15 protein-coding genes are annotated in these 17,724 nt (G+C 33.0%); 12 read left to right on the top strand and 3 right to left on the bottom strand.

Annotation, left to right across the window (positions count from 1 at the left end; genetic code table 11):
- Nucleotides 1–9 precede the first annotated feature (9 nt).
- The gene (locus tag JK636_RS19775; protein WP_202750709.1) at nt 10–1,653 is read right to left on the bottom strand and encodes a putative manganese-dependent inorganic diphosphatase; all 1,644 of its coding nucleotides are present in this window, start codon (nt 1,651–1,653) and stop codon (nt 10–12) included.
- A gap of 389 nt (nt 1,654–2,042) precedes the next feature.
- Here JK636_RS19775 and JK636_RS19770 point away from each other — a divergent pair, with 389 nt between their 5' ends.
- On the top strand, nt 2,043–4,586 hold the full coding sequence (locus JK636_RS19770) for a calcium-translocating P-type ATPase, SERCA-type (protein WP_202750708.1): 2,544 nt from the start codon (nt 2,043–2,045) through the stop codon (nt 4,584–4,586).
- Nucleotides 4,587–4,617: 31 nt separating this feature from the next.
- Here the strand turns inward: JK636_RS19770 and JK636_RS19765 are convergent, their stop codons facing one another.
- Nucleotides 4,618–5,022 (bottom strand): hypothetical protein, encoded by a 405-nt coding sequence (locus tag JK636_RS19765; protein WP_202750707.1) that lies wholly within the window; start codon nt 5,020–5,022, stop codon nt 4,618–4,620.
- A gap of 279 nt (nt 5,023–5,301) precedes the next feature.
- On the opposite strand from JK636_RS19765, the gene JK636_RS19760 reads away from it, so the two are divergent.
- The 7 genes from JK636_RS19760 to JK636_RS19730 all read left to right on the top strand — a co-directional run bounded on the left by JK636_RS19760 (nt 5,302) and on the right by JK636_RS19730 (nt 12,139).
- Nucleotides 5,302–5,529, top strand: a complete 228-nt coding sequence (locus JK636_RS19760) for a HypC/HybG/HupF family hydrogenase formation chaperone (RefSeq protein ID WP_202750706.1) — start codon at nt 5,302–5,304, stop codon at nt 5,527–5,529.
- 42 nt (nt 5,530–5,571) lie between these two features.
- A complete protein-coding gene (gene hypD, locus JK636_RS19755) occupies nt 5,572–6,639 on the top strand; it encodes a hydrogenase formation protein HypD (protein WP_202750705.1) in 1,068 nt (355 codons plus the stop codon).
- Between the two features lie 82 nt (nt 6,640–6,721).
- Nucleotides 6,722–7,723, top strand: coding sequence for a hydrogenase expression/formation protein HypE (gene hypE, locus JK636_RS19750; protein WP_202750704.1), 1,002 nt, complete (start codon nt 6,722–6,724; stop codon nt 7,721–7,723).
- Between the two features lie 18 nt (nt 7,724–7,741).
- Nucleotides 7,742–8,098, top strand: coding sequence for a hydrogenase maturation nickel metallochaperone HypA (gene hypA / locus JK636_RS19745; protein ID WP_202750703.1), 357 nt, complete (start codon nt 7,742–7,744; stop codon nt 8,096–8,098).
- Nucleotides 8,088–8,735, top strand: a complete 648-nt coding sequence (gene hypB, locus JK636_RS19740; protein ID WP_202750702.1) for a hydrogenase nickel incorporation protein HypB — start codon at nt 8,088–8,090, stop codon at nt 8,733–8,735. The genes hypA and hypB overlap by 11 nt, the downstream gene beginning before the upstream one ends.
- Nucleotides 8,736–8,915: 180 nt before the next feature.
- Entirely contained in the window at nt 8,916–9,590 is a 675-nt protein-coding gene (deoC, locus tag JK636_RS19735; RefSeq protein WP_202750701.1) for a deoxyribose-phosphate aldolase, read from the top strand.
- Between the two features lie 254 nt (nt 9,591–9,844).
- On the top strand, nt 9,845–12,139 hold the full coding sequence (locus JK636_RS19730; RefSeq protein ID WP_202750700.1) for an AAA family ATPase: 2,295 nt from the start codon (nt 9,845–9,847) through the stop codon (nt 12,137–12,139).
- Between the two features lie 24 nt (nt 12,140–12,163).
- Here the strand turns inward: JK636_RS19730 and ychF are convergent, their stop codons facing one another.
- Nucleotides 12,164–13,261 carry a redox-regulated ATPase YchF gene (gene ychF, locus JK636_RS19725; protein ID WP_202750699.1) on the bottom strand — a complete coding sequence of 366 codons (1,098 nt, stop codon included), beginning with the start codon at nt 13,259–13,261 and terminating at the stop codon, nt 12,164–12,166.
- 253 nt (nt 13,262–13,514) lie between these two features.
- Between ychF and mraZ the strand changes: the two genes are divergently transcribed.
- Genes mraZ through JK636_RS19705 form a run of 4 tightly spaced genes read left to right on the top strand, consistent with a single transcriptional unit; the run spans nt 13,515 to nt 17,629 of the window.
- Nucleotides 13,515–13,943 (top strand): division/cell wall cluster transcriptional repressor MraZ, encoded by a 429-nt coding sequence (mraZ, locus tag JK636_RS19720; protein WP_202750698.1) that lies wholly within the window; start codon nt 13,515–13,517, stop codon nt 13,941–13,943.
- A 21-nt stretch (nt 13,944–13,964) separates the two neighbouring features.
- A complete protein-coding gene (rsmH, locus tag JK636_RS19715; protein WP_202750697.1) occupies nt 13,965–14,897 on the top strand; it encodes a 16S rRNA (cytosine(1402)-N(4))-methyltransferase RsmH in 933 nt (310 codons plus the stop codon).
- 27 nt (nt 14,898–14,924) lie between these two features.
- Nucleotides 14,925–15,428: a cell division protein FtsL gene (locus tag JK636_RS19710; protein WP_202750696.1), complete on the top strand. Its 504-nt coding sequence runs from the start codon at nt 14,925–14,927 to the stop codon at nt 15,426–15,428.
- 14 nt (nt 15,429–15,442) lie between these two features.
- Nucleotides 15,443–17,629 (top strand): stage V sporulation protein D, encoded by a 2,187-nt coding sequence (locus tag JK636_RS19705; protein ID WP_202750695.1) that lies wholly within the window; start codon nt 15,443–15,445, stop codon nt 17,627–17,629.
- The last annotated feature ends 95 nt before the right edge of the window (nt 17,630–17,724 follow it).

Genomic DNA, 17,724 nt, shown 5'->3' with positions numbered 1-17,724 from the left:
ATCCACTTCTTATTTTAATGAAGTTATTGCTGAAGTTATTGGAGGAATAACCTGTTTTTTTCTTGACAAGATTCCTGGCAGATAGAAGCTTGCTCCGTTTAATTTTACATTAAAAGCTCTAGCAGCAATTTCTTTATCTTTTCCAACAACTAAAAGCTCAGAACCGCCTTTTAGTATATCCGTAAGCATGAATACTAAAAGACTAAAGCTGTTTTCAAGTGACTTTTTTTCCATAAGAACAAGCATATCATTTTTCATATCTGTAAAGCCTTCTAAATCCATTGTACCTATTTGAGAAATTCCTATCTTTAAATTGTTAAGAGTAAATACTTTAAAGTCCTGATGGAATATTTCATCAACTGTTCTATTTTTTAAAGAGGTTCCAGCTTTAAACATTTCTTTGGCAAAGCTTTCTACATCTATGCCTGCTATCTCTGAAAGCCTCTTAAGCATAAGCTTATCAACATTAGTTGAAGTTGGAGACTTAAAAAGAAGAGTGTCAGAGATTATTGCTGCACATAAAAGGCCTGCTACTTTCTTAGATGGTCTTATTCCATTTTCAAAAAACATAGAAGCAACTATAGTTGAAGTACTTCCAACAGGCTCATTTCTAAAATATATTGGGTTTCCAGTTTGTATATCAGCAATTCTATGATGATCTATAATTTCCAGTACTTCAGCATCCTCAAGACCATGTACAGACTGAGTTCGTTCATTATGATCTACTAAAATTACTTTTTTCCTGTTCTGACTAATCAGATGATATCTGGATATTGTTCCAACAACTTTATTGTCTCTTCCAACAACAGGATAGCTTCTATATCTAGTTTCAAGCATAACATCTTTTATTTCATCTACAAAATCATCTGTATTAAAGCTTACAATATTATCTTTAGTCATAACGTAGCTTATTGGAACACTTTGTGTAATTAGTCTTGAAGCAGTAAAAGAATCATAGGGTGTGGAAATAATAGAACAGTTTGCTTTTTTAGAAAGTTCTATTATTTCATCACTTGCTCCATGATTTCCTGTAATTATCATAAGACTAGCTCCGCCTTCTATAACGACCCTTTGTGTATCTTCTCTGTCGCCGCATATAACTACATCACCATTTTCAATAATCTCTTTTGTACTGCTTGGATGCATAGCAGCTGTAACTATTTTGCCGTGAAGCCTGATGTTCTCATTATGTACAAAAACATAATTTGCTGATAAAGTATCAACAATGTTCTCAAGTTTAGTGCTGCTTTTTGATAAAATATCATTATCCCATACATCCATTGTGCTTGAAAAAAGATTTGTTATAGTAGCAATACCCATTAACGAATCATTTTCATCAACTACAGGTAGGGTTTTTGTGTTATTTTTTTTCATAATATTCCAGGCCATTTTTAATGATATATCAGGAGATACAGGAGCAACATTGTCTATATGCAGGTCTGAAACCTGAACTTTTACAGTTTCAATAAGAGCAGGGAATTCTACTCCAAAATAGTCTAAGATAAATTGAGTTTCTCTATTAATTTCTCCAAGCCTAACAGGAACAGCCTTAAGATCTCCAGTTTTGTTCTTTAGCTCAGCATAGGAAATAGCTGCGCAGATGGAGTCTGTATCAGGATTTTTATGTCCAGTTATATAAATTAAGTTAGTCATTTATTAATCCTCCTTTTAATCGAAACACTGGGTAGTTTAGAGTGCTCGTTTCCACTCGCAAACTACCAGTACAAGGTCATTCAGACCTTTAACCTCCGTTCACTTAATACTCATTGAGTAGTTTAATTGTAAGGGTATTTATTTTTCTTGTAAATAGTTTAGCCTGTTTTTTATCTCATTATATATAATGTAAAAGTTCTAATACATTAATGATGTCCCAAAAATCCTTGAAGATTGGATATTTTGTGACAACATTAACGTAAGAACTTTATCTCATTATATATAATAACATTTCCTCATAACCTTGGACATCCCTTCATATATATTAATGAATAAAATATACCGTAAGACTACAAAGAGGTACAAAACTTTAGCACAGGAGGGATAGAATGCAAAATAGTGAAGCCTTTATGAAGGGCTTAACAAAGAACGAAGCGGAAAAAAGGCTTAAAACCTATGGCCTGAATCAACTAGAGAATAAGAAAAGCATTTCACCTATTAAAATATTTTTATCTCAGTTTAATGACTTTATAGTATGGGTATTAATTGCGGCTACCATAATATCAGGTGTAATGGGCGAAAAAGCTGATGCAATTACCATACTAATAATTGTTATAATGAACTCTATTTTAGGTTTTATTCAAGAGTATAAAACTGAAAAATCTTTAGAAGCATTAAAGAAGTTAGCGGCTCCTACTTCAAAAGTTATAAGAGATGGAAAAATTGAAGTAATAAATGCAGAGAATTTAGTTCCCGGAGACCTTATTATACTAGAAAGCGGTGATAGAATACCGGCTGATTGCATGATAATGCAAGATAGTACTGTTATGGTAGACGAATCACTTTTAACAGGAGAGTCTGTAGGGGTTAATAAGAGCTCAAGAGATAAAGAAAATCAGCTGTATATGGGAACAGTTTTATTAACAGGAAAAACTATGGCTAGAATAACTGAAACAGGCATGAAAACTGAAATGGGAAAAATAGCAAACATGCTTCAGGATATTGAAAGCGAAAGGTCTCCTCTTAAAGAAAGATTGAATTCCTTAGGAAAAATATTGGTAGTATTATGTGTAGTTATTTGCGCAATAGTAACTGTAATGGGAATATGGAGAGGAAAAAACGCCTATGAAATGTTTCTTCTTGGTGTAAGCCTTGCTGTTGCAGCTATACCTGAGGGCTTAGCAGCTATAGTAACAGTAGCTTTAGCTTTAGGAGTTTCCAGGATGCTTAAGAGAAACTCTTTAGTAAGAAAGCTTCCGGCAGTTGAAACGTTAGGCTGCACTTCAATTATATGCAGTGATAAAACTGGAACCTTGACTCAAAATAATATGACAGTAAAAGTAGTATACAGTAACGATTCTACTTATAATGTAGACAAGGATGGTGTACCGAGCAATGATCTTTTAAGGAGGGCTTTCGTTTACTGCAATGATTGCAGCTATGACGATAAAGAAAGCTCTACACAAAAGAGTTTATTTGGAGATCCTACTGAAACAGCATTGATAAAAGTATTTTTTAAGGAGACAAAATCGTATATTAACTTTTTATCAAATGCAAAAAGAACCTATGATATTCCTTTTGATTCAGACAGAAAAATGATGTCTGTAATTATAAGAGAAGCTAAAAAGGATTGCTGCTATGTAAAAGGTGCACCTGAAAGACTTATTGAAAGGTGCAAGTACATATTAATTAATGGTGAAGTAAAACCATTAACGTCCTATTATAAGGAGAAAATATTATCGGCAGTAGAAGCTATGTCTTTCAATGCACTGAGATGTATTGCTGCAGCTTATAAGGACACAGATTTAATAAAAGGAAGCAGCCTTGAGAATGATCTTATATTTTTAGGCGTTGCAGGCATAATAGATCCGCCTAGAAAAGAAGTAAAGGATGCTGTTTTAAAGTGCAAGGTTGCAGGAATCCGTCCAGTAATGATAACGGGAGATCATAAAAATACTGCTTTTGCTATCGGCAAGGAACTTGACATATGTAAAAATCAGTCTGAAGTAATAACAGGTGATGAATTAGATAATTTAAGTGATAAAGAATTGCTTGATAGAATGGGTAAGGTTAGTATTTTTGCTCGTGTCAGCCCAAACCACAAGCTTAGAATTGTTAAGCTCTTTAAGAAAAAAGGATATATTGTTGCAATGACAGGTGATGGAGTTAATGATGCTCCTGCTGTTAAGGAAGCTGATATAGGAATATCAATGGGGATTTCAGGTACTGACGTAACAAAGGAAGCATCTTCCATGATATTATTAGATGATAACTTTGCTACAATAGTTGCAGCCGTAGAAGAGGGAAGAGTAATCTACGACAATATAAGAAAATTTATAAGATATCTGCTCTCCTGTAATTTGGGAGAAGTACTTACTATGTTTTTAGCGTCGCTTTTATACCTGGACACGCCGCTTCTTCCTATACAAATCTTGTTTGTAAATTTGGTTACAGATGGACTTCCGGCCATTGCCTTAGGTGTTGATCCGGCAGATAAGGATATAATGTATCAAAAGCCAAGGCCTAAAAATGAACACATATTTGCAAGGGGATTAAAAGAAAAGATAGTAATTAGAGGAAGTTTAATAGGTGTATGTACAGTATTATCCTTCTTAGCAGGAAGATATTACGGAATGAATTTAAATACCTGCAGAACTTTGGCCTTAGGCACTCTAATAATGTCTCAGCTTATTCATGTTTTTGAATGCAGATCAGAGAAACATTCAATATTTGAGATAAATATTTTTACTAACCTTTACTTAGTAGGGGCTGTATTAGTGTCTATAACCATGCTTTGTCTTGTTTTGTATGTCCCATTTTTACAGACTGTATTTAAAACAGTTGCCATAAACTTTGGACAATGGATGATAATTATATTTTTCTCAAGCTTTATAGCATTTATAAACAGCTTATATTTATATATGAAAAGATAAGCATAAAAATAAGAAGTGGAAAAACCACTTCTTATTTTATTCTTTGAACCTTTTGGATTCTCTGCACCTTTCCTTCAACAGGAATTAGGTCTTTTTTAGTTGTAAGATTTCTAACATTCATAATTGATATAAGCTCTCTGCCTTCTTTACCTTTTTTGCCTTTTAAGCCTTGAATAATAACAAGATTTCCTTGATTTACAGCAATAAAGGAAGGTTTCTTAAACCATTTGTTTTTCTTATAAAAGCATTTTACAACAGTTTTACTTCTATCAGGCTTTACAATTAGAGTAGCTGTTAACTTATGGAATATCCATAAAATAGTTTTTTCCTCAATTTTAGCTGATACAACATTTCCTTGAACTTGCGTTATTCTATCACCATATCTTTTTAAATATGTCTCGGTGTAGTACTTTGAAAATTTTTCTTTAATACTCATATGTATAACTCCTTTACTATATATTTATTTAGTTATTTATACTTTAGTAAGCTTAAAATTATAACGACTTATAGGAAAATGGCATTCTAATCTACATTATAACATAATATATTGAGCTTTAAAATATTTATATTATAGTTTTCCAAATAAGTTCATAACTATGTTTATATTTTAACTTTTAGTTACAAAGCATTAAAATTTGTGATATTATTATGAATATACAATCAATATCGAATTTGGTAAAAATATAATGTATTTTGAAATAGAGGTGATTTATAAATGTGTTTAGGACTGCCTTTAAGAATAGTAGAAGTTAATGGCAAAGAGGCTATTGGTGAGTTAAATGGTATTAAAAGAAGGGTTAGAATAGATTTGATTGAGAATTTAAATATTGGTGAATATGTTATGGTACATGCAGGATTTGCCATAGAAAAAATAGAGGAAGCTGATGCATTGGAAACTTTAGAGATAGTTAATGAATTGGAAAAGGCAGCAGGAAGTAATTAGTTTTTTTAGAAGGAATTTAAAAGAGGTGTTTTGGAGATGGACATGCAGTTGATTAGCAAGCAGTTAGATTATATAAATACCTTTCAAGATAATATAAATATAATGGAAGTATGTGGAACACATACTATGGCTATAAGTAAATTTGGAATTAGGACTTTATTAAATAGCAATATTAATTTAATATCTGGTCCAGGCTGTCCGGTATGCGTAACACCAGATATATATTTAGATTATATATATGATTTAGCTTTAAAAGAGGATATAGTTATAGCAACTTATGGAGATATGATAAGAGTTCCGGGCTCAGATCCTCTAAGAACATTAGAAAATGCAAAAGCCAAAGGAGCTATAGTCAGAATGGTTTATTCCAGTATGGATGCATTAAAGCTAACCGAAGAGTATAAGGATAAAAAGGTGGTTTTTTTAGGAATTGGATTTGAAACTACAGCTCCTGCTACAGCAATAGCTGTAAGGGAGGCACAAAGCTTAGGAATATCAAACTTTTATGTACTTTCATTACACAAGATAGTTGAGCCTGTCATGAAAATGCTTTTAGAAGACGAAGATTTAAAGATTCACGGATTCTTATGTCCTGGGCATGTTGGAGTTGTTGTTGGCGAAGCGGGCTTTAAATTTTTGGAAGAATATAATTGTCCTGGTGCAATTGCAGGATTTGAAATGGATGAAGTAGTAAGCGGAATATATTCATTAGTAAAAAATATAAAAGAAGGTACATATGATTTGAAAAACCCATATAAAAAGCTGGTTAGGCCAGAAGGAAATAAAGCTGCTATGGCTTTAATAAAAAGTACTTTCAAAATTGAAGACGATTACTGGAGAGGTATGGGATTAATAGGCTTAAGCGGGCTTAAACTTACTGAAGAATTTGAACAATATAATATAGAAAATGTATATCCGGTTTCTCAAAATAAAGTGTTTAAGAATAATGGGTGCAGATGCGGGGATGTGCTTAAAGGAAAGATTAAACCAAATGAGTGTGCTTTATTTGGAAGAGTCTGTGATGTAGAGAATCCAATAGGTCCCTGCATGGTTTCAAGTGAGGGCAGCTGCTCTGCTTATTATAAATATTCATCTATTGTAAGAAGATAACTAGATAAGAAGATATCTTCTTATCTAGTTATCTAGTATAAAAATAATTTCAAATTAATTTTGACTTTAAAGGAGGCTAGTTATGGAAGAGATTATATCCATGTCTCACGGCAATGGAGGAAAAAAGACCTCAAGACTTATAGATAACATTATACTTCCAAGCTTTAATAACAGAGAACTTAATATACTTGGTGATGGCGCGCTATTAAACGTTTCAGGCAGCATCGCATTTTCCACAGACAGTTTCGTTATTTATCCATATTTTTTTCCGGGTGGAGATATAGGAAAGCTAAGTGTTTGTGGAACAGTTAATGATTTATTAATGTGTGGAAGTGTGCCTAAGTATTTGAGCCTATCTTTAATAATAGAGGAAGGTTTTAAAATAGAAGACCTTAAAAAAATTATTGATTCCATAAGCAAGACAGCAAAGAGAGCAAATATAAAGATTGTAACAGGAGATACAAAGGTTGTTGATAGAGGTCATGGACATGGTATTTATGTTAATACCGCCGGTATAGGAGAAAGAATAGAAGGTATTGATTTAGGAAGGCATAGGATTGAAAAAGGAGACAAGGTAATAGTGTCTGGAAGTGTTGGAAATCATGGAGTATCAATTTTGTGCGCTAGAGAAAATCTTTTGGAAGGAAATATTATTTCTGACTGTGCTCCTTTAAATGAGGTTGTGAACGCAGCTTTAGATTTTGGACAAGCGATTAAAATATTAAGGGATCCAACAAGAGGAGGAGTAGCAACAACTTTAAACGAATTTGTAGAAAACAGCTCATTTTCCATAGAGCTTTTTGAGGATAAGATACCAGTGGATTTAAATGTTAAAACTGCTTGTGATCTTCTTGGTTTAGATCCTTTATATAGTGCAAATGAAGGTAAAGTTCTTATAGTTGCATCAGCTGATGAAGCAGATAATATAGTAAATGTTCTGCGTAAGAACGAGTTTTCAAAGGATGCGGAAATTATAGGAGAAGTAGTTGATTATATGCCATCAAAAGTGATACTTAAAAGCAGTTTTGGAGGAAGACGAATACTAGATAAATTAAGCCACGATATTCTGCCGAGAATTTGCTAAGTGATGGGGGAAAAATAAATGCATGAATTACCTATAACAGAAAGTATTGTTAGAATTGCATCAGATGAAGCTTTAAAGCATAATGTAAGCAAAATAAATGAAATAAGAATTAAAATTGGCGAGATCTCAGGGCTGGTGCCAGAATGTATACAATATTATTTTGATGTAGTAAGTGCTGGAACTAAAGCAGAGGGAGCAAAGCTGATTATAAATAAACTTCCTATAGTTATGAAGTGTGTTAACTGCAATTTTACTGGAGAAACTGATAAGTTTGTTGAAAATAAATGTCCAGATTGTGGCAGCACTCAGATGAAAATGATAGGAGGAAATGAATTTTACATCGACAGTATGGAGGTAGAAAAAGATGGAGATTAAAATAGTTAGACAAATATTAGAATGGAATGAAAATTGTCATTTGGAGCTTCAAGGACTTTTTGATGAAAATAAAATTTTAATGATAAATATTATGGGTTCTCCAGGAGGAGGAAAGACTACATTTATAACAAGGCTTATTGAGGCACTTAGAGATGAATATAATATAGGAGTTATTGAAGGAGATGTAGCCGGTCAGGTTGATGCGGAAAAGATACAAGCTATGGGTATTCCAGTAGTTCAGTTAAACACTGATGGTGCCTGCCATATTGAGGCTATGTCCATAAAAAATATTTTGCCTTATTTTGATTTGAAAAATTTAGATATAATAATAGTTGAGAATATAGGAAATCTGGTTTGTCCAGCGGAATTTGATATAGGAGAGCACCTGAAAATTGCTTTGTTGAGTGTTCCAGAAGGAGATGACAAGGTTGAAAAATATCCTTTAATGTTTACTAGATCAAATGCTTTGGTTATTTCCAAATATGATATGAAAAACTATTTTAATTTTGATGATAACAGAGTTATTAGTAATGCAAAAAGGCTAAACAGTGAGCTTAATATATTTAAAGTCAACTCTTCTGTGGGAGAGGGTATGGTGGAGATTGTTGAATATATAAAATCTCACATAAAAAAATAAAAACAAGCATACTTGTTACTTTTTTCTGTTTGTTATAAAATGTTTGTGATATATACAATGCAAAAGTTCTAATACATTCATGGTGTCCCAAAAATGCTCAAAGATTATATATTTTGTGACATCATGAATGTAAGAACTTTATTGCATTATATTTACATAAGAAATAGGAGTGATGTAAGGATGAATAAAGAACAATTGGCAAAAATGATTGATCACACCATATTAAAACCAGAAGCTACAGAAGAGCAGGTAAGAAGAGTATGTGAGGAAGCATTAAAGTACAACTTTGCTTCAGTATGCATCAATCCATGTCACGTAGAATTAACAGCTGGTCTTTTAAAAGGAAGCGATGTTAAGGTGTGCACAGTTATTGGATTTCCTTTAGGAGCTAACACAAGTACAGTAAAGGCATTTGAAACTTCTGAAGCCATCAAAGAGGGCGCTCAGGAAGTTGATATGGTTATTAATATAGGAAAGTTAAAGAGCAAAGATTACGACTATGTTAGAGAAGATATAAAAGCTGTAGTAGAAGCTGCAAAAGGCAAAGCTCTTACGAAGGTTATTATAGAAACTTGTCTTTTAACTGATGAGGAAAAAGTTGCAGTATGCAAATTAGCAAAGGAAGCAGGTGCTGATTTTGTTAAAACCTCTACTGGGTTCTCAACTGGCGGTGCAACTTATGAGGATGTTAAGCTTATGAGAGAGACTGTTGGAGAAAGCATGGGAGTTAAAGCATCTGGTGCAGTTAGAAGCTACGAAGATGCAGCGAAAGTTATAAAAGCAGGTGCATCTAGAATTGGAGCTTCAGCTTCAATAGCTATATGCGAAGGCGGAGAAGGAACCTCAAATTATTAATGTTAAAAAACTAAAAACTGTATTTTATTAAAAATGCAGTTTTTAGTCTGAGTAAAAAGTTCGAGACTTTATGTCCCGAACTTTTATTTTTTTGTAAACTGTTCCTAAAATACAAATTTAAGAATATTTATATAGTAAATATGTATAATGCAAAAGTTCTAATATATTAATGATGCCCTAAAAGTACTTGGAGCTAGGATATTTTATGGCATTATATATGTATGAAAGCTATAAGTGGAGGGAGGAATAGCAGCATGAGTTTAGAGTTATCACCTAAGGATATATTGTATGAGTTTTCAGTGGATGATGATGTTAGAAATAATGATTTAGGATATATACCAGAATATGATCAGGTTTATAAAAAGATAAAAAGTGCACTTGAAATTAATGACAGTGGATATAACGTTTATCTGATTGATGAGTTTTCAAAGGATAAGCTGGAAAATATAATAAGTTTTGTTGAAAAAACCTTTGAGACAAGAGATAGGCCTATGGATATTTGCTATGTGGTTTCTGATGATCCTAAGAGGCCTCAAGTTCTTTTTCTGCCTAACGGAGGGGGAACGAATTTAAAAGAAATACTTGTAGAACTACAAAATTCCTATTCTGAGAGCATCTTTAATTTCTATAATAGCAGTTCAAACAAAGATAAAGAGTTTATTATTGATAATATGCAAAAAAAGAGAAACCTTCTTATTGGAAAGCTTGAAGATATGGCAGAAGAGTATGGTTTTGAGATTAAGATAACTCAAGGTGGGTTTGTTTTTATTCCTTTAAAAGAAGGAGAGGCAATGTCAGAAAAGGACTACGATGATCTAGAAAATCAAAAAAAAGATGATATTTTAGATAAGGTAGGTAAACTTAAGGAAAATGCAGAAGAAATTCTTGAAGAGTTAAAGGATATGGAGCTTGAAGAGCTTGATAAAATAAAAGAGCTTATGGGTAAGCATTTCGAGAGTAGTTTTAAAGAAATAAAAGAAGAGTATTCAGAAGTTTTTGCTGATAATTCTGAGGTGGTTGTATATTTAAATAATATTTGCAGTGAAATCGAAAAAAATATTATAGATAATTATTCAATTAATTATGAAGAAGACGAAGAAAAAATTAATGAAATAATTTACAAGTATGACGTAAATGTAATAGTAGACAACAGTGAAAATGAAAAGCCGCAGGTTTTGTATGAAGAAGATCCAAGTATTATTAGTCTTTTAGGAAATATGGAATATGAGAATCATAATAATGTCTACACAACAGATGCTTCCATGATAAATGCTGGATCTATGCTCAAAGCTAATGAAGGATGTCTTATTATAAGGGCTAATAATCTTTTTGCTAATTCGCAAGCTTATTATTATCTTAAAAAAACCTTGATTTCTGAAAAAGTTAATTTAGATTACAATAGAGGATATTTAGAGCTTTTATCCCTAAGCAGTTTGAAGCCTGAACCTGTAAAAGTTAAAGTGAAGGTTATTCTTATAGGAGATTATGAAACCTATGATGTGCTTTACAATTACGATGAAGATTTTAAAAATATATTCAAAATAAGGGCAGAATATGAGCCTGTAGTAAACATAGATAAAAACACAAAAAGAGCACTTATAAATAGTGTTAGTAAAGCATGTACTAAGGATGAGCTAAAACCGTTAAGCAGTGAAGCTTTAGTTGAAATAGCAAAGTTTCTTTCCAGGAAGGCAGAAAATAAGAATAAGTTATATTTTGATGACAGCGAAATCAATAAGCTTCTTAAACTCTCAAACAATAAGGTTTTAAATGAAAATAGAGACAAAATTGAAGCTGAAGATATAAGATCAGTAGCATATTTAGAAGAGGTTATACAAAAAGAGCTTTTAGAAAATTACAAGGATAAAAGAATACTAATTAATGTTAATGGGAGTACATTAGGACAAATCAATGGATTATCTGTAATAGATACTGGGTATTTCAGTTTTGGTAAGCCTATAAGGATAACCTGTTCCTGCTATAAGGGAGAAGGCAATATTATAGATGTCCAAAAAGAAAGTAATTTAAGCGGAAGTATTCACAGTAAATCTATTAATATTTTAAAAGGATATATAAACAGATTATCTAATTCTTATGCAAGAATTCCGGTGGATTTTCACCTTAGTTTTGAACAGCTTTATGGAAAAATTGATGGGGATAGTGCCTCTGTAGCTGAAATAATATGTATGATATCAGCCTTAAGCAAAATACCTATTAAGCAAAACATCGCAGTAACGGGCTCTGTTAATCAGTTTGGAGAAGTACAGCCTATAGGCGGAGTGAATGAAAAGATAGAAGGGTTCTTTAATATCTGTAAGGTATTGGATTCAACTATGGATAAGGGAGTCTTAATTCCATATTCAAATAGAAATGATCTGGTATTAAATAGTTTTGTGGAGGAAGAGATAAAAAAAGGCAGCTTTCATATATATACAATGAATACTGTAGAGGATGCTATTGAAATTTTAATGCAAACTGACAAAATAAAACTTGTAGATGTTATGAACACAATAAATAAAGAGTTAAAAAAATACTCATCAAAAAGGTAAAAGAATGGAGGTTACTCCATTCTTTTAAACATTAAATCTAAAGTTAACAACGTCGCCGTCCTGCATAATATATTCTTTTCCTTCAAGCCTGTAAAAGCCTTTTTCCTTTGCTGCAGCTTCTGATCCGCAATCTACAAGCTTTTCATAGGATATAGTTTCTGCTCTTATAAAGCCTCTTTCTATATCTGTATGAATTTTTCCAGCAGCTTGAGGAGCTTTAGTACCTCTAGTTATAGTCCAGGCTCTTACTTCTTGAACTCCTGCAGTTAGAAAGCTTATAAGACCAAGAAGCTTGTAACTTGATTCAATAAGCTTATCTAAGCCTGTTTCCTCAAGTCCATACTCTCTAAGAAGTTCAACTTTCTCATCATCTTCTAAAGAAGAAACTTCTTCTTCAAGTCTTGCACAGATTACAACAACCTCTGAGCCTTCAGTACTTGCGTATTCTTTAACTTTTTTTACATATTCATTGTCAAGATTTCCACTTACCAAATCGTCTTCAGATATATTGGCACCATATAAAACAGGCTTTGAAGTAAGAAGAAAATAAGCTTTTACTAAATCCTGCTCTTCATCAGTCATTTCCATAGTTCTGACAGGCTTTCCACTTTCGAGGTGAGCTTTCAGCCTTTCCATTAAATTCATCTCTTCTTTTGCCTTTTTATCTCCTGAACGAGCAAGCTTAATTGATTTTTCTATTCTTCTGTCTAAAACTTCTATATCAGAAAATATGAGTTCTAAATTTATGGTTTCAATATCTCTTACAGGATCTACTGAACCATCAACGTGAACAACGTTTGGATCGTTAAAACATCTCACTACATGGACGATGGAAGCTACCTCTCTAATGTGAGATAAAAATTTATTACCTAAACCTTCTCCCTGACTGGCGCCTTTAACAAGACCAGCTATATCGTAAAATTCAATATTTGCATATACCTTTTTCTTTGAAGCATACATTTTTTCCAGTACATCAAGTCTTTTATCAGGAACATTAACAACACCTATATTAGGTTCTATTGTACAAAATGGATAGTTTGCAGCTTCTGCACCTGCTTTAGTTATTGCGTTAAACAAGGTGCTTTTTCCTACATTAGGAAGACCAACAATTCCAAGTTTCATCTATTTACAGTCCTTTCATGCTTTTGTTTACCTTTATAAATTATACATTAGAGCTATAGTCTTTTCAAGGAGAAAGGTTAAGTTTTAAATTTCTAAGAATATATGTTCTTAGATAAGGAAAAACAATGAAAATATTTTAAAAATTATTAAAAACCTTATTTTTTTAGAAGGAATTTTCAGATTTTCATAGAATAATACAAATAGTGGTTAAAAGTGGAGTAAAGTGGAGTGAAGTGCACAAAGAGGTGAGAAAATGTTCATAGGGGAATATCAACATGCAATAGATAGTAAAAATAGAATGATTATTCCCTCAAAGTTCAGGGAGGCAATAGGTGAAAGCTTTGTACTTACAAAAGGTTTGGACGGCTGTCTCTATGCCTATACTAAAGATGAATGGAAGATCCTCGAAGAAAAGCTTAAGAAACTTCCACTTACTAATAAAGATGCAAGAGCCTTTGTAAGATTTTTTTTCTCTGGTGCTAATGAAATAGATGTAGATAAGCAAGGCAGAGCCCTAATACCACAAAACCTTTTAGAATACGCTGAGGTAAAAAAGGATATAGTAAGTATAGGGGTTTCCACTAGAATAGAAATTTGGAGCAAAGAAAAGTGGGATGAATATAATGATCAAAATATTGATTACGAAAGTATAGCAGAGAAAATGAGCGAACTGGGAATATAACCAGCATAAAGGAGATTTGACATGGAGTTTAAACATATATCAGTGCTGCTTGATGAGGTCTTAGAAGGCTTAGATATAAAACAAAATGGTATTTATGTAGACTGTACCTTAGGTGGTGCGGGTCATTCAAAAGAAATACTTAAAAGATTAAATTCAGAGGGAAGACTCATAGGAATAGATCAAGATAGTGATGCTTTAAAAGCAGCAAGTGAAAAGCTTAAAGATTTTAACAATGTTACATACGTACATAGCAACTTTACGAATATAACCAGTATACTTGATGAATTAAATGTTGAAGCTGTAGATGGCATTTTAATGGATCTTGGAGTATCTTCTTATCAGCTTGATACAGATGAAAGAGGCTTTAGTTATATGAAGGATGCCTCACTTGACATGAGAATGAATAGAGAAGAAGAGCTTTCAGCCTATGATATAGTAAATGGTTATAGCGAGGAAGATTTGTACAGGATAATAAGGGAATATGGGGAAGAAAAGTTTGCTAAGAGAATAGCTCAGTTTATTACAGATAGAAGAAAAAATAATTCAATAAACACTACATTAGAACTTGTTGATATTATTAAAGCTGCTATTCCGGCAAAAGCTAGGAGAGAAGGTCCTCACCCTGCAAAAAGAACCTTCCAGGCTATACGTATAGAAGTTAATAAGGAATTGGAAATACTTGATAAAGCTATTGAGGGTGCTGTTAGAAAACTAAAGAAGGGTGGAAGACTTAATATAATTACCTTTCATTCCTTAGAAGACAGGATAGTGAAGAATAAGTTCAAGGAATTAGAAAATCCTTGTACATGTCCTAAAGAGTTTCCAATATGCATATGTGGTAAAGAATCTGAAATTAAAATAATAACAAGAAAACCAATAGAGCCTTCTTCTGAGGAAGTGACAAACAATCCTAGAAGCAGAAGTGCTAAATTAAGAATTGCGGAAAGAACTTAGTTCTAATTTTGGGATGGGGTGAATAAAGTGATAGTAATGGACAACAAAAACTTAATAAACGGCAGCTCGGCTTTAGCGCCTAAGTACAAGCCAGGCACGAGAAATGTAGATGAAGAATTAGAAAAACTAAGAAAACAGCAAAGAGAGAAACAAAAACAATTAGCTCATAAGAGAACAAAAGCAAAGGCCAAGTTGCTTATAGGTATTGCTGCAGCGTTTACTGTTGGCGTAATATTAATCAGCAGGTATGCAGCAGTTTATAATATGCAGAAAAATCTTACAAAAGTAAAAACTGATATTCATAATGTTAGTATGGAAAATGAAAACTTAAAGGTCCAGCTTCTAAAGGCCAGTGACATGCAGCAGGTTGAGCAGGCTGCAAGAACAAAATTACATATGGTAACTCCAGATAAAGATAAAGTTATTTATTCAGAATCCACTAAAGATTACTTTGCTAAAGCTGCTAATGAAAACAAAAGTGATAAAACAAAGGAGAGTCTTGTTGCAAAGATAAAGAATATTTTATTTTAGTGGAGGTAGGTACGTTGGCTGGAGGAGAATATAGGGACAAGGTTATAATAAAAAAAAGGATGCTGATTACATTTGGCATACTTTTTCTTTTATTTTTTTTGCTCACCCTTAGATTGTCCTATATAATGATTGGACAATCGGAACATCTGACTAAAATAGCCAAAGAACAATGGACAAGCGATGTTAAAATAGATGCTAGAAGAGGAAGAATACTGGATAGAACTGGACATGAACTAGCTATGAGTGCTAACGTGTACAGAGTTGACTTGGACATGAATACCGTAAGGCAGCATCTAGAGGAAAAAAAATTAACCAAAGAAGAATTAGCTCCTAAATTAGCCGATGCACTAAAAATGGATAAAAGCGAAGTTTTAAGCATTTTAAACAAAACTTTGCCAAATGGACTTCCTATGGCTTCTGCAAGTCTAGCTAGAAGAATAGAAAAAAGTGAAGCTGATAAAGTAAATGCTTTAAATATAAGAGGAATTTTAGTATCCTCTGATACAAAAAGATATTATCCGTATGATAATTTCTTATCTCATGTTGTAGGATTTATTAGAAAAGACGGAGTTGGACTAACTGGAGTGGAACTGACCTATGACAAGGTTTTATCAGGTACTCCCGGGAGAATTATTTCTGAAACTGATAATAAAAGCAAAGGACAGCCGTATATTATTTCTGAGTTTACAAAGCCAGTAGATGGTAAAGACGTTGTATTAACTATAGATGAGATGATACAGCGCTTTTGCGAGAAAGCTGCTGTTCAGGCTATGAATGATAATAAAGCAAAGGCTGTCAGCATTATAGCAATGGATCCTAATAATGGTGAGATACTGGCGATGGTTAATAAACCGGATTTTAACCCAAATAATCCTTGGGAAGAAGGAAAAACTGATGAAGAACTTCAAAAAATGTGGAGGAACAGATCTGTAAATGATACCTTTGAGCCTGGTTCTATTTTCAAGGTTATAACTGCTTATGGTGCAATGCAAGAAAATTTAGTAAAAGAAACTGACCATTTTGTTTGCGGCGGAAGCACAAAAGTAGTAAACAGGATTATTAAGTGCTGGAAGAGAACAGGACATGGAGATCAAACTTTTGTAGATATATTAAAGAACTCTTGCAATGTTGGTTTTATGGAACTTGGGAAACGACTTGGAAGGGAAAACTTGAACAAATACATAAATGAATTTGGATTTGGACAAAAAACTGGTATTGATTTGCCTGGAGAGGCTAAAGGAATAATAAGAAAGACACAAAGCATTTCAGATGTTGACTTGGCTACTATATCCTTTGGACAAAGCAATACGGTTTCTGCAATCCAATACTTAACTGCATTCAATGCTGTTGCAAATGGAGGAAAGCTTATAACACCTCATGTTATGAAAGAGGTAGTACACTTTGATAATAATAACAATAAAATCGTAGATAAAAAATATGAGGACTATAATGAAAGAAGTATACTAAAGGAAGATGTTGCCCATACTTTAAGAGGATATTTAGAGAAGGTTATTTCTGAAGGCGGAGGAAAGAATGCCAATATTCCTGGTTATCATATTGCTGGAAAGACAGGAACTGCCCAAAAGGTAAGCAGTGTAACGAAAAGTTATGAAGCTGGAAAGTATATAGCTTCCTTCGCAGGGATGGCTCCAGCTGAAAAACCTATGATTACATTATTTGTATCCATAGATGAGCCTGATCCATCTAACTATTATGCAGGACAAATAGCAGCACCAGTTGCAAAACAAGTGTTTAATGATATATTTAATTATCTTGCTATAGATGCCGATGCATCAAGTGATAAAATTGCGAGAAGCATGTTAAAGGATGTTACAGTTCCTGAGGTTAGAGGTATGAAAAAGGAAGAGGCCGTAAAACTTTTAAAGCAGCAGGGGCTGACTTTTGAAGCTGATTCAAAAGGTGAGTATATCACAGATATGAATCCTAAACCTGGATATAGCGTTAAAGAAGGAGATAAAATTGTGCTTTACACAGGGGCAAGCTCAACCTATAATAAAGTAGTAGTTGCACCTGACCTTACTGGATATACAAAAGAAAAAGCAGTAGAAGTATTAAATTCCTTAGGCTTACAAGCAGATTTTACTGGGGAAGGCTTAGTTTCAGAGCAAAGTATAAATGCAGGTGAACAGGTTTCTAAGGGTACTACTTTAACTTTGGAATTAGAATTAGTAGATGACTAGGTAAGATTATTAGTAAGGCATGCAAATATTATTTTTTAATAAAGTAATATTGCATGCCGCTATTGTGTGCAAATAACTTTTACATAAGGTGTATG

This window comes from Clostridium rhizosphaerae (genome assembly GCF_016765585.1).
Classification (GTDB): Bacteria; Bacillota; Clostridia; order Clostridiales; family Clostridiaceae; genus Clostridium_AT; species Clostridium_AT rhizosphaerae.
The sequence above is the reverse complement of the archived record's forward strand: the minus strand, read 5'-3'. Positions and strand labels throughout refer to the sequence as shown.